9 protein-coding genes are annotated in these 13,396 nt (G+C 71.7%); 3 read left to right on the forward strand and 6 right to left on the reverse strand.

The window, feature by feature from the left end; translation table 11 throughout:
• Positions 1–16 precede the first annotated feature (16 nt).
• The 5 genes from AC067Z_RS28900 to AC067Z_RS28920 all read right to left on the reverse strand — a co-directional run bounded on the left by AC067Z_RS28900 (position 17) and on the right by AC067Z_RS28920 (position 4,421).
• Positions 17–1,351, reverse strand: coding sequence for an LLM class flavin-dependent oxidoreductase (locus tag AC067Z_RS28900; protein ID WP_478792568.1), 1,335 nt, complete (start codon positions 1,349–1,351; stop codon positions 17–19).
• A 10-nt stretch (positions 1,352–1,361) separates the two neighbouring features.
• Positions 1,362–2,249, reverse strand: coding sequence for an ABC transporter permease (locus tag AC067Z_RS28905; RefSeq protein ID WP_478792569.1), 888 nt, complete (start codon positions 2,247–2,249; stop codon positions 1,362–1,364).
• Positions 2,246–3,055 carry an ABC transporter ATP-binding protein gene (locus AC067Z_RS28910; protein ID WP_478792570.1) on the reverse strand — a complete coding sequence of 270 codons (810 nt, stop codon included), beginning with the start codon at positions 3,053–3,055 and terminating at the stop codon, positions 2,246–2,248. Before AC067Z_RS28910 ends, AC067Z_RS28905 begins: the two co-directional genes overlap by 4 nt.
• A gap of 4 nt (positions 3,056–3,059) precedes the next feature.
• Positions 3,060–4,082: an ABC transporter substrate-binding protein gene (locus AC067Z_RS28915; RefSeq protein WP_478792571.1), complete on the reverse strand. Its 1,023-nt coding sequence runs from the start codon at positions 4,080–4,082 to the stop codon at positions 3,060–3,062.
• Positions 4,083–4,337: 255 nt separating this feature from the next.
• Complete coding sequence (locus AC067Z_RS28920; RefSeq protein WP_478792649.1) at positions 4,338–4,421, reverse strand: putative leader peptide; 84 nt, start codon at positions 4,419–4,421, stop codon at positions 4,338–4,340.
• Between the two features lie 320 nt (positions 4,422–4,741).
• Here AC067Z_RS28920 and AC067Z_RS28925 point away from each other — a divergent pair, with 320 nt between their 5' ends.
• Complete coding sequence (locus tag AC067Z_RS28925; RefSeq protein WP_478792572.1) at positions 4,742–8,221, forward strand: phosphodiester glycosidase family protein; 3,480 nt, start codon at positions 4,742–4,744, stop codon at positions 8,219–8,221.
• Positions 8,222–8,774: 553 nt separating this feature from the next.
• Positions 8,775–10,928, forward strand: a complete 2,154-nt coding sequence (locus AC067Z_RS28930; protein WP_478792573.1) for a SpoIIE family protein phosphatase — start codon at positions 8,775–8,777, stop codon at positions 10,926–10,928.
• A gap of 7 nt (positions 10,929–10,935) precedes the next feature.
• Here AC067Z_RS28930 and AC067Z_RS28935 read toward each other — a convergent pair whose 3' ends face one another.
• Positions 10,936–11,988, reverse strand: a complete 1,053-nt coding sequence (locus AC067Z_RS28935; protein ID WP_478792574.1) for an enoyl-CoA hydratase/isomerase family protein — start codon at positions 11,986–11,988, stop codon at positions 10,936–10,938.
• Between the two features lie 163 nt (positions 11,989–12,151).
• On the opposite strand from AC067Z_RS28935, the gene AC067Z_RS28940 reads away from it, so the two are divergent.
• Complete coding sequence (locus AC067Z_RS28940) at positions 12,152–13,318, forward strand: serine hydrolase domain-containing protein (protein ID WP_478792575.1); 1,167 nt, start codon at positions 12,152–12,154, stop codon at positions 13,316–13,318.
• Positions 13,319–13,396 lie beyond the last annotated feature (78 nt).

Below are 13,396 nucleotides of genomic sequence, written 5' to 3' on the forward strand. Positions count from 1 at the left end.
TGTGGTGGCGCTGCGGTCAGGCAGGCACGGCTGTACGGCCCGCGGGGCGCTGGAGTCCGTAGTGGTCGCGCAGCGTGAGGCCCGTGTACTCGGTGCGGAACAGGCCGCGGCGCTGCAGCAGGGGCACGACGTGGTCGACGAAGTCCTCGAGCCCGCCCGGCAGATGGGGCGGCATGATGTTGAATCCGTCGGCCGCGCCTTCGGTGAACCACTCCTGGAGCTGGTCGGCGATCTGCTCGGGCGTACCGGCGAACACCCGGTGGCCCCGCCCACCGCCGAGCCGCGCGATCAGCTGCCGGATGGTGAGGTCCTCGCGCCTGGCCAGTTCGGCGACCAGCGTGAAGCGGGACTTGTTGCCGTTGATGGCGCCCTCGCCGGGCAGCTCGGGCAGCGGGCCGTCGAGCGGGAGTCCCGTGAGGTCGGTGCCCAGCATGCCGGACAGCTGCTGCAGTCCGTACTCGGGCACCTGAAGCTCCGTGAGCTCCGTCTCCAGGGCACGTGCCTCCGCCTCGGTGGCACCTATCACGGGGCAGATTCCCGGCAGGATCTTCAGCTCGTCGCCGTGCCGGCCGTACTTCGCGAGCCGGGACTTGAGGTCCTTGTAGAAGGTCTGGCCGTCGGCGAGCGTCTGCTGTGCCGTGAACACGGCCTCCGCGTACCGCGCGGCGAACTCCTTGCCGTCCTCCGACGAACCGGCCTGCACCAGCAGCGGATGGCCCTGCGGCGAACGCTGCACGTTCAACGGCCCGTCCACCCGGAAATGGGTGCCGCGATGCCCGATCGGCCGTACCGCGCCCTCCTCCGTGTACACGCCGCGGGCACGGTCGACGACGGGCGCCCCGTCCGCCCAGCTGTCCCACAGCTGCTTCGCCACATCGACGAACTCGGCGGCACGCTCGTAGCGCAGCGCGTGATCGGGATGGTCGTCGAGGCCGAAGTTGCGTGCCTCGGCGACATTTCCGGAGGTGACGATGTTCCACCCCGCCCGGCCGTCGCTGAGATGGTCGAGCGAGGCGAACTTGCGGGCCACGTGGTACGGCTCGTTGAACGTGGTGGACACGGTGGCGATCAGCCCGATGTGCTCGGTGGCGACGGCGAGCGCGGACAGCAGGGTCAGCGGTTCGAAACCGCCGACTGCGTTGTACCGGGCGTTGCCCCACACGGTGAGACCGTCGGCGAGGAACAGCGAGTCGAGTCTGCCGCGCTCGGCGGTGCGCGCCAGCTCCTGGAAGTACGAGAGATCGGTGACCCGTTCGGGTTCGGTGCGCGGATGCCGCCAGGCGGCGTCGTGATGGCCTGCGTTCATCAGGAACGCATTGAGATGGAACTGCCGCGGGGATGGTGCGGGCATGGCACGGTCCTCAGTTTCCGGTCGGGGTGCGCCAGGAGGTGAAACGCCTCTCCAGGGCCACCAACAGCTGGTTGAACGTGACCCCGATGGCGGAGATCGTGATGATCCCTGCGTACATCTCGGGGATGGCGAAGTTGTACTGGGAGGCGTTGACGAGATAGCCGAGACCGGCCTTCGCCCCGACCATCTCCGCGGCCACCAGGACGAGGATCGCCACCGCGCCCGCCAGCCGGATGCCGGTGAAGACGGACGGCACGGACGCCGGCAGGATCACCTTCTGGAAGATCCGCGGCGCGGGCAGGTCCATCGACCTGGCCAGCCGCAGCAGGGTCGGGTCCACGCTGCGCACCGCACTGATCGTGTTGAGCAGCACCGGCCACGTGCAGGCGTACAGCACGATCGAGATCTTCGACGTCTCCCCGATCCCCAGCAGCAGCACGAACACCGGCAGCAGTGCCAGCGCTGCCGTGTTGCGGAACACTTCCAGCAGCGGCCCCAGCAGGTCCGCCACCGGCCGGTACCAGCCGATCAGCAGGCCCAGCGGCACGGCGACTGCCACCGCGAGTCCGAACCCCGTGAACGAGCGGCCCAGACTCGCCCAGGTGTGCTCGGCCAGTTGCCCGTCCTGCGCCAGCTGCCACCAGGCGACGGCGACCTCGGAGAACGGTGGCAGGAACGTCCGGTCGACCAGACCGGCCCGCGGCGCGGCCTCCCACACCGCGAGCAGCAGCAGAATCGCAGCCGTGCGGGTGAGGGCGCCGAGCAGGGCGCGGCCCGTGCCGCGGAACGCTCGCGACGCCCGCGAGGGCCCTTTGGGCACGGCAGGCGCGGGTGCGGCCCGTGTGACCCCGGGACGGGTTGCCGGTGCCGTCGTCTTCTCGGTGGTGATGCTGCTCATGACGCCGCGATCTCCCTCTCCTGCTCCTGGGCCCTGCTGACCTCGTCGCGCAGCAGGCTCCAGATCTGGTGGCGGTGGTGCGCGAACTCCGGCCCGGATCGCGGGTCCTCGTCGGGTCCGGGGTCGCCCAGCCGGATCGGCACGACCTCCTTGATGCGGCCGGGCCGCGAGGTGAGCACCGCGACACGCTGTCCGAGCCGGACCGCCTCGTCTATGCCGTGCGTGATGAACACGATCGTCTTGCCCGTGCGCTGCCAGATCCGCAGCAGTTCGTCCTGCAACGACTCCCTGGTCTGGGCGTCGAGCGCCGCGAACGGCTCGTCCATCAGCAGCACATCGGGGTCGTAGGCGAGACTGCGGGCGATCGCCACCCGCTGGCGCATCCCGCCCGACAGCTCGTGCGGATGCCGGTCCTCGAACCCGGTGAGGCCGACGAGCGCCAGATACTCCCTGGCGCGCTCCGCCCGCTTGCGCCGCGGCACACCCGTCGCCTCGAGGCCGAACTCCACGTTTCCCTGAGCGGTCCGCCACGGCAGCAACGCGTACTGCTGGAAGACGATGCCGCGGTCCAGCCCCGGTCCGCGCACCGGCTCACCGTCCAGCAGGATCTCTCCGGTGGTCGGCCGGGCGAGCCCGCCCAGCAGATCCAGCAGCGTCGACTTGCCGCAGCCGCTCGGGCCGACGACGACCGTGAACTCACCGGCCGCAATGTCGAGATCGATGCCGTCGAGGGCGACGACGTCCTCCCGCTTGCCCTTGACGGAGAACGTCTTGCCCACGCCCCGGAAACTGATCTTCGCGGTCATGGGTTCACCGGCCCTTCGCGGCGCCGGCACCGGCGTTGAACTCGTTGGTGTACAGAGACTCGACGTCCCCCTGGCCGCGCTCGATGTCGCCGCGCTCGGTCAGCCAGTCGGCCCAGACCTGCAGTTCGGGCGCCGCGATACGGCCGCCCGGCACCGCGACCCCGAAGGAGCGCCAGTACTTCAGGGCGTCGGCGCTCTCGTTGCGGCCGCGCTTGCCCACGATGTCCGTCATCCGTGACACGACCTCGTCGCGCGGTGTGCTGCGGGACCAGTCGAGTGCCCGGCCCACCCCCGTCACGAACGTGCGCACAGTTTCCGGGTTCCGGCGGACGAAGCTCTCGGTGAGGACATAGGTGCCGGCGCTGAACGCCCCGCGCAGGTCGTAGTCGCTGAACAGCTTGCGCACCCCGCCGTTCTCCAGCGCCTTGTCGCGCAGGATTCCGCTGAGCACCGCCACGTCGATCTGCCCGCGGCGCAGGGTCTGCTCGGTGTTCACGGGAGGGACGACGATCCGCTCCACCCGGTCGGCCTCGGCGCGGCTCAGCCCGTGCTTCCTGAGATAGATGTCGAGCATCGCCTCGCTGTGCGCGCCCAGGGTGTTCATGCCGACCTTCTTGCCGATCAGGTCGCGCGGGGACCGTACGGGGCTGTCGGCTGCGACGTAGTAACCGCTGTACGCCTCCTTGTCGGAGCCGTAGTAGCTGATGACCGCCTTGACGGGGGCGTTGCGGGCGGCGAGCTTGACGACGGCACCGTTGAACGCGCCACCGAAGTCGACCTGGCCGGAAGCGGCGGACTGGATGTCCTGCGGGCCACTGATGGTGTTGCCCACCCAGTCGAGCTTCAGGTCCTCCAGATACCCGAGGTCCGCGGCCAGTTCGGCAGGCGTCACCTGACCGGCCCAGCCCTGGTAGCGCAGGGTCCGGGTGTTCCGCGCACCGCTGCCGTTCGCCGTGCCGCAGCCGGCGGCCGCGAGCGCGGTCAGGCCGGTGAGTGCGAGAAATGTGCGTCGGGATGTGGAATGCACGTCGAATTCCTTCAGTGGCTACGGGAAAAGGGTGAGTGACGGGAATGGCGAATTGAATGCACGCAGGGCGGCGCCATGGACCCGTCGGGGTGGAAATGAGAATTCGGGCAGCCGGTGGCGGCGGCGAAGCCCGTGACGACCGCGAGCCGGGAGGGGTGCGGGGATGCAGCCCCGGGACGCCGATTCAGCCCGGCCGGAGTCCCTGGAGATCAGGGATGGCAGGGCATCTGCGGGGAGAGGTCAGCAGCGCATGTCTCAGCGGCCGGCGGCACAGAGTGCGCTGGCGTGCCGTCGAAGATCGACGTGCAGACGCGAAACGAGAATCTCGGCTTGACTCACGGGACCGAGAATGTCAGCGGTATCCGGTCACGTCAATGCGGCCGGGAAATCGTCTCGCATGGTGAATTGTTTCAGATTTCTTTCGCGAGGTGACGGGGTGTCGGCCGCGGCCGTGGCGTCCGGTCGGAGCAACGCCTCGCCGACGTCTGTGTGGTGACGCCGAAGCAGTGCACCGGGTGCGCGAAGATGCCGGGAAATCGCGTCGGCCCCTGTTCTCCTGTGCGTTCCCCGCACCCTCTGGTGCGGAGGGACCGGGGCCGCGATGCTGTCCGCCGACAGCGCTTTCTACGTGCTCAACCAGCCGGACTCCAGGAGAAGTTGTGGGCATTGGAAGAGCAAGACACACCGTCGCGCTGCTCGCGACGCTGTCCGCGCTGGTGGCGGGAGCGATCACTCCCGCCGCCGCCGACTCCAGTCCCGACCCGCCGCCGCGTGACACCTCCGACATACTGCGGCCCATCGCACCCCCGCCCGCGAGCGACGCCGAAGGCGGCTCCGAGCCCGTGGTCGACGAGGACGGCATCGAGACCGCCCGTGGCTCACGGCCCGTCGCACCCGGAGTCCGGCTCACCTCCTACGACCGGCTCGAATCCGCCAAGTGGCTGCGTGTCGACGAACTTTCCGTGGACCTCGGCGGCGGCCACGTGAAGGCCGACTACCTGTCCTCCGGCAAGGTCGCCGACCGGCACAGCGTCTCCGACCTCGCCGCGCGCCACGACCCGGGCAAGGGCAGACGCACCATCGCCGCCATCAACGCCGACTTCTTCGACATCAACCAGACCGGCGCACCACAGGGCGCGGGAATACGGGACGGCAGTATCACCCAGTCACCCGCCCCCGGCGCCAACCGTGCCGTCGGCATCGGCCCCGAAGGAGCCGGGCGCGTCCTGCAGCTGTACTTCGAAGGCACCGTGACCCTGCCGACCGGTACGCATCCCCTCGGCGCATACAACGCCGCGAACGTGCCCGCCGGAGGCATCGGCGCGTACACCTCCGCGTGGGGCGAGGCCGACCGCGCGCTCACCGTCGACGCCGCCACCCCCGTCGCCGAGGTCCACGTGCGCGACGGTGCGGTGGTCTCCGTCCATGACCGGCCCGGCACCGGGCCCGTCCCCGACGGCACAACCGTCCTGATCGGACGCGAGACGGGCGCCTCCACGCTGAGCGCCCTCCGGCCCGGCGACCAAGTGTCCACGGAGTACCGGCCCCGCACCGACAGGGGACCCGTCCCCCGCACGGCGGTCGGCGGACGCGAACTCCTCGTCGTCGACGGCGTACCGCAGAACCACGACGGCGAGGGCAACAACACCGCCGCGCCCCGCACCGCCGTCGGTTTCACCAAGGACGGCCGGGCGATGCACATCATCACTGTCGACGGGCGGCAGGCCGACAGCGGCGGCGTCACCCTCACCGAACTCGGCCTGATGATGAAGAAGGCCGGCGCGTACAGCGCTCTCAACCTCGACGGCGGCGGCTCCTCCACCCTCGTCGCCCGCGAACCCGGCAGCGACGACCTCCAGGTGGAGAACAGCCCCTCCGACGGCAGCGAACGCGACGTCCCCAACGGCCTCGCTCTCACGGCCCCCGACGGCAGCGGACACCTGCGCGGCTACTGGGTCGAGACGGCTGTCTCCGCAGCCGCCGCCCCGACCGCCGACCCGGTCCGGGGCGGCCATCCCGAGCGCGTGTTCCCCGGGCTGACCCGCAGGCTCACGGCAGCCGGCTACGACGAGACCTACGGCCCCGCTGCCGGGGCGCCGCGCTGGCACGCACGCCGGCCGTCCGTCGGCCGCGTCGACAGCGACGGCGTGTTCCGCGCCCGCGGCAGCGGCACCACAGAAGTACGTGCCGAACGGGCGGGCGCCCACGGGAGCATCACCCTGACCGTCCTCGGCGACCTCGCCCGTATCGAGCCGACCGTACGGCGTGTCGGACTCGCCGACGCCTCCGCGACCGGCGTGTTCGGCATCGTCGGCCACGACGCCCAGGGCAACACCGCACCCGTCGAACCGGACGACGTCCGGCTCGACTACGACCGGGACATGTTCGACGTCCGCCCCGACGGCCACGGCTCGTTCACGGTCACCTCCCGCACCGGGAACGGAAGCGCAGGCCGGATCACCGTGACCGCGGGCGGGCTCACCGCCGTCCTCGCGGTGAGCGTGGGCCTCACCGAACAGGCCGTCACCGAGTTCGACGACGCGGCGGACTGGAAATTCAGCCAGGCCCGGGCCGACGGATCGATCGCCGCCACACCCGACGGGCACGCCGGGACCGGCCTCGAGCTGACATACGACTTCACCCGGTCGACGGCGACCCGAGCCGCGTACGCCGCGCCCCCGGCGCCCGTCGTCGTACAGGGACAGCCGCAGACCTTCACCCTCTGGATCAACGGCGACGGCAACGGCGCCTGGCCCACCCTCCACCTCAAGGACGCCGCAGGATCCGACCAGTTGCTGCGCGGCCCCTACATCACCTGGACCGGCTGGCAGCAGGTGACCTTCGCCGTGCCGCCGGGCGCGGCCATGCCTCTGTCGGTGTACCGCATCTACCTCGCCGAGACGGCCGCGAACCGGCAGTACACCGGGCGGATCGTCATCGACGGGCTGAGCGCCCAGGTCCCGCCGAGCGTCGACCTCCCGGAACCTCCACGCGTCACCGACCCGCTGATCGACCCCGCGGCCGTGACGGGCGCACGCGACTGGAGATTCGCGGTGATGTCCGACGCGCAGTTCGTCGCCCGCGACCCGGACAGCGCGATCGTGCGGCAGGCACGCCGCACGCTCCAGGAGATCAAGGCCGCACGGCCCGACTTCCTCGTCATCAACGGCGACCTCGTCGACGAGGGCTCACCGGCCGACCTCGCCTTCGCGCGGCGCGTACTGACGGAAGAACTCGGGGACGAGCTGCCCTGGTACTACGTGCCGGGCAACCACGAGGTGATGGGTGGGAAGATCGACAACTTCGTCGCCGAATTCGGTGCGGCGCACCGGGTGTTCGACCACCGCGGCACCCGTTTCGTCACCCTGGACACCTCCAGCCTCAGCCTGCGCGGGGGCGGCATCGCCCAGATCAAGGCACTGCGCGCGCAGCTCGACGCAGCCGCGAACGACCCGGCGGTCGACTCCGTGATGGTCGTGGAACACGTGCCGCCGCGCGACCCCACCGTCCAGAAGGGCAGCCAGCTCGGCGACCGCAAGGAGGCCGCGCTCGTGGAGGACTGGCTCGCGCGGTTCCGCCGGACGACGGGCAAGGGCGCGGGGTTCATCGGCAGCCACGTCGGCGTCTTCCACGCCGCGCACGTCGACGGCGTGCCGTATCTCGTCAACGGCAACTCCGGGAAGAACCCGGCCGCGCCGACGGACGAAGGCGGCTTCACCGGCTGGTCGCTCGTCGGCGTCGACGAGATCTCCGGCGCCGAGCAGGCGGCGGCGCGGCGGGCGCCGTGGGGCCCGCGGCCCGACTGGGTCTCGGTCCAGACCCGCGCCCACGCCGACGCGGTGCTGCTGGATACGCCCGTGGTCCTGGAGCCCGGCGAATCGGCCGACGCGCGGGCGACGGTGCTTCAGGGCGTGCGACAGGTCCCGGCGGCGTGGCCGGTGAGCGTGGACTGGACGGGCTCGCCGAACCTGCACATCGGGGACGTCGCGGATGCGCGGCACCGGCACGTGGCGTCGTTCGATCCGTCGACGGGGCGCCTGACGGCGCTGCGGGCGGGCACGTTCACGCTGGCGGTCTCGGTGAACGGCACGACGCGATCCGTGACGGTCACGTCGTTGGGGGTGAGGTCGGTGGCGTAGCGCCCCGTGCCGTGCCGTGCCGTCCCCTGCCGGGCCGGGGGCCGGGGGCGGGTGGTGGGTGCGGGGGCCGGGGCCTCCGGAGGGGGGTACCCGGACTGCTTTCCCGTACTTGCCGGTCCCCTGCTCACGACGCCTTACGTCCGGGCACCCCCCTCCTGCGACCCCGTCCCCCTCACGCCGACATCGCTGTTTCGCCCGGTGGTCGTCGCCGATGGCGGATTCGCCCCCGTCGAGGGCGGGTGCGGACAGCCGCCCACGGGGCGGGAGCGAGACGGCCGGGACCGGGGAGGGGGACGCGCAGGGGGCGTGTTCGGGACGTAAGGCGTCGTGAGTCTGGAGTGGCGCAAGTAAGGGAAAGCAGTCCCGGACATGCCCCCGGAGCGGCACCCGGACGCCACGCACCCGGCCCGGGTCACGCCCACGCACACGCACGTGACGCCCACGGGCCCGGCCACGCTCGGCAGCGTGACCCGGGCCGCCGCCCGCCCCAGGGCATGCGGGACGGCCCCGTAACGGGCAGCCTTGGACCTGAGCGTCCCGAGGAGGTGGTCCCGTGCCCGATCGGCCCGCCTCCGGGGCTGCGCCGGCGGACGGGGGAGGCGAGGGCTCCCACCCGCTGCTCTCCTTCGCGCTGGCCGGGATGATGGATGACGTCCGGGCCCACGCCGGGGCCGTCTATCTCCTCGAGCGTGCCGAGCAGGTGCTCGAGATGGCCGTCATGGCCGGGCTTCCCCGCGCGTTTGCCGCCCCGTGGGAGCGCGTCGCGCTGTCCTCACCGATTCCCGTCGCCGACGCCCTGCGTGAGCGGCGGCTCATCTGGGTGCCGGGCGAGGAGGAGATGGCCCGCCGCTATCCGCGGATCTCCGTCGTGCTGCCGTACCCCTTCTCGCTGGCCGCGCTGCCGATCGCCACCGCGGACGCTGCATACGGAGCGGTGTTCGTGACCTGGCCCGGCACCCACCCGCCCGAGATCTCCGCAGTCGAGCGCGCCCGGCTGGTGTCCGCATGCGACCGGCTCGCACAGCGGCTCGAGCGGGCAGCGGCACGTGGGCACACGGTCAGTCCCGAGGCCGATTTCGCCGGTACGGCTCCCATGGCGGGCGACATCGGCGTGGTCGAGGCGGTGCAGATGGTCGCGCGGGTGCCGGAGGGGATGTGCTCGCTCGATGTGAACGGCCGGGTCACGTTCGCCAATCCGGCGATGGCCGAGTTCGTAGGGGTGCCGGTCGCCGAGCTGCTCGGCGCTCAGTTGTGGGCCACCCTGCCGTGGTTGAACGACCCCGTGTACGAGGACCGCTACCGCGCCGCCCTGTTCAGTCAGCACAGCACGTCGTTCGTGGCGCTGAGGCCGCCCCAGGACTGGCTCATGTTCCACCTGCACCCGAGCCGCAGCGGTATCACCGTGCAGGTCACCAGGGCGAGCGGAACGGTCCAGGACGTGCAGCCGGACAGGCCCCCCGGCAGCCGGCCCGCCGGCCTGGTCGCCATCTCGCACCTTCTCGCCCTGGCGAGCGCGCTCACCGAGGCCGTGGGGGTGTCGGACGTGGTCGAGCTGGTCGCCGACGAGATCATGCCGGCGGTCGGCAGTCGCGCTCTGGTGATGCTGGCCGCCGACGCAGGACGGCTTCGTGTGCTGGGGTACCGCGGCTACGACGACCCGGTGATCGTCGAACGCTTCGACGGCACCCCGCTCACCGCGCACACGCCCGGCTCGCACGCCCTGGCGACCGGTGTGCCGTCGTTCTTCGAGTCACGTGCGCAGCTGGAGCACATCTACCCGAGCCGCAGTGCGACGCCGGACGGCATGTCCGCCTGGGCGTATCTGCCGCTGATCGCGTCCGGCCGTTCCGTCGGGACCTGTGTCCTCGGCTACTCCGAGCCGCACCACTTCACCACCGAGGAACGCACGATGCTCACCAGCCTCGGCGGTCTGATCGCCCAGGCGCTGGAGCGGGCCCGGCTCTACGACGCCAAACACCGACTTGCCCACGGCCTGCAGTCGGCGTTGCTGCCGCACAGCCTGCCGAGGCTGCCCGGTCTGGAGGTCGCCGCACGCTATCTGCCCGGCACCCAGGGCATGGACATCGGCGGCGACTTCTACGACCTGATGCGGACGGCCACGGGCGGTGAAGCGCCCGCCCGGGCGGACGCGGCCGCCGTCATCGGGGACGTACAGGGACACAATGTCGCCGCCGCCGGGATGATGGGCCAGGTACGCACCGCGGTCCGGGCGTACACGGCCGTCGGCCAGTCGCCGGGCCGGGTGATGGCGAGCACGAACCGGCTGCTCATCGACCTGGACGCCGAACTGCTGGCCAGCTGCATCTATCTGCACCTCGACCTGCCGGACCACCGGGCGCTGCTTGCCCGGGCCGGTCATCCGCAGCCGCTGCTGCGCGATCCGGACGGGCGCGTGCATGTGCTCGACATCGCGGGCGGGCCGCTCCTCGGCATCGACCCGTCCTCGGTCTATCCGACGACCTCGGTGCCGCTGCGCCCCGGTTCCGTGCTGGTGCTCTACACGGACGGACTCATCGAGCGCCCCGGTACGGACATCGAGGACGCCCTGGCCGATCTGGCGGCCCGGCTGGCACGGGGGACCGACATGTCCCTGGAGGCGCTGGCGGACAGCCTGCTGGACGACAGCTCGCCGAGCAGGTCGCGCGGCGACGACACCGCGCTCCTGCTGCTGCGGGCCCAGCGCTGAGCCGGGATCAGCCGGTGAGCCCCAGGGTCCCCTCCGCGACGGGCCCGAAGTGGCGCTCCACCTCCGCGCGTGACACCCCCGAGAGCAGCGCCGGGGACCAGCGCGGGTCGCGGTCCTTGTCGACGACCTGGGCCCGGATCCCCTCGACCAGGTCCGGCGAGGAGAGTGCTGCGCACGAAACGCGGAACTCCTGTTCGAGGACGGGCTCCAGGGCGCCCAGTGACCTCGCCCGGCGCATCGATTCCAGGGTGATCTTGAGGGCGAGCGGGGAGCGGCCGAGGATCGTCGCGGCGGTTTCCTTGGCCTCGCTCTCGCCGCACTCGTGGAGGCGCTCGACGATCTCCTCGACGGTGTCCGCGGCGTAGCAGTGGTCGATCCATCCGCGTGCTTCGGCGAGTGCGGGCGCCGGAGCGGGTTCGGCGTGCCGCCGCACCGCTTCGGCCGCGCCGACGGACGTCACGGCCGAGGCGAGTGCCGCCAGCCGTGCGGACGGCACATAGTGATCGGCGAGTCCCAGCAGCAGCGCATCGCCCGCGCCCACCGCGCTGCCGGTCAGCGCGAGGTGGGTGCCGAGCTCTCCCGGCGCCTGCGCCAGCAGATGGGTGCCGCCGACGTCGGGGACGAAGCCGATGCCGGTCTCCGGCATCGCGATCCTCGACCGCTCGGTGACGATCCGGACGCTTCCGTGCGCGGACACGCCGACCCCGCCGCCCATCACGATGCCGTCCATCAGGGCCACGTACGGCTTGGGGTAGCGGGCGATGCGGGCGTTGAGCCGGTACTCGTCGCGCCAGAACGCGACCGAGGCGCGTCGGCCGGAGCGTGCGTCGTCGTGGATGGCGCGGATGTCGCCGCCCGCGCACAGGCCGCGTTCGCCGGCGCCGGTGATCAGCACGGTGTCGACCGACTCGTCCTGCTCCCAGCCGGCCAGGGCGGCGTCGATGGTGCGGACCATCGCATGGGTGAGGGCGTTGATGGCCCGCGGGCGGTTGAGCGTGATGCAGGCGGCGCGGCCCTCGGTCCGCAGCAGTACGGTGTCGTCGTGTTCACCGGGGGCCATCTTTCGTCCTTCCGAGGGCGTTTCGGGGATCTTCCCGGTGCCATCCTCGCGCACCGGCCGGCCTGTTCCGTACGGCCCCTTCCCCTTCAGTCCGACCAGTCGGTATGTTCGCTGGAACCGGGCGCGGCGGGTCCGGCAGGCATCCAGGCGACGGAGGGTCCCCATGACGGAGAGCGCACCCCGGATCGAAGGCCACTGCGACGAGCGGTTCGCGGCCGTACGTGCCGCGTTCGAGGAGAACTTCCGCGAGCGGGGCGAGCTCGGCGCCGCCGTCACCGTCCTGGCGGGCGGCGAGCCGGTAGTCGATCTGTGGGGCGGCTGGGCCGACGCCGGGCGTACCAGGGCATGGGAGCGGGACACCCTGGTCAACGTGTGGTCCACGACCAAGGGCCCGACCGCGCTGTGCGCCCACCTGCTCGCCGACCGCGGGCTGCTCGACCTGGACGCGCCGGTGGCCGCGTACTGGCCCGAGTTCGCCGCGTCGGGCAAGGAGAAGGTGCTCGTGCGCCATCTGCTCTCGCACCGTGCGGGACTCGCCGGACTGCGCGAGCCGCACTCGCTCGACGAGCTGTACGACTGGGAACTGACCTGCGCACGGCTGGCCGCGACGGAGCCCTGGTGGGAGCCGGGAACGCGCTCCGGCTACCACGCCATGACCTACGGCTTCCTGGTGGGCGAGGTCGTGCGCCGGATCTCCGGGCAGCTGCCGGGGGACTTCCTGCGGCAGGAGATCACGGAGCCGCTCGGGATCGACTTCACCGTCGGCCTGCCCGAGAGCGAGAGCGGCCGGGTCGCGGAACTGGTGCATCCCTCGGCCGCGCCCACCAGCGAACAGGCCGCGATCTTCGCCCAGTTGGAGCCCGTGGCGCTCGCCGCCCTGCTCAACCCCTCGACCGGCGCCGACGCCGCCAACTCGCCGGCCTGGCGCGCCGCCCACATCCCCGCCGCCAACGGGCACGGCACCGCCCGCGCCGTCGCCGCCCTCTACGGGATACTCGCCGGGCGCGGGGAGCTGGCCGGCCGCAGGGTGCTGAGCGCCGAGGCCGCGGAACGGGTGCGCGAGGGACAGGGCGCCTGCCGGGACATCGTCCTCGGCGCCGGATTCGCGCACGAGACCGAGGTGGCGCTCGGTCTGTGGCTCAGCGGCGAGAACGGTTCGTACGGCCCCAACCCCAGGGCGTTCGGCCACGACGGCTTCGGCGGTTCCTGCGGGCTCGCCGACCCGGAAGCGCACCTCTCCGTCGGGTACGTCATGAACCGCATGGGCCCGCACATCGCCGACGACCCGCGCAAGATGGCGCTCGTGGACGCCGTGTACCGCTCCCTCTAGGCCCTGTCCGGGTGCACGCACGCGCACGGCCCTTCCGGATTCTTGCAACAGGTTCTACTGTGTGCGCGCCGCCGCGCA

This window comes from Streptomyces sp. NPDC043812, from assembly GCF_056436245.1.

Excerpts from the sequence above, each read along its gene's own strand:
- AC067Z_RS28900 (WP_478792568.1), bottom strand. The coding sequence starts at position 1,351 with ATGCCCGCACCATCCCCGCGGCAGTTCCATCTCAATGCGTTCCTGATG.
- AC067Z_RS28905 (WP_478792569.1), bottom strand. The coding sequence starts at position 2,249 with ATGAGCAGCATCACCACCGAGAAGACGACGGCACCGGCAACCCGTCCC.
- AC067Z_RS28910 (WP_478792570.1), bottom strand. The coding sequence starts at position 3,055 with ATGACCGCGAAGATCAGTTTCCGGGGCGTGGGCAAGACGTTCTCCGTC.
- AC067Z_RS28935 (WP_478792574.1), bottom strand. The coding sequence starts at position 11,988 with ATGGCCCCCGGTGAACACGACGACACCGTACTGCTGCGGACCGAGGGC.
- AC067Z_RS28940 (WP_478792575.1), top strand. The coding sequence starts at position 12,152 with ATGACGGAGAGCGCACCCCGGATCGAAGGCCACTGCGACGAGCGGTTC.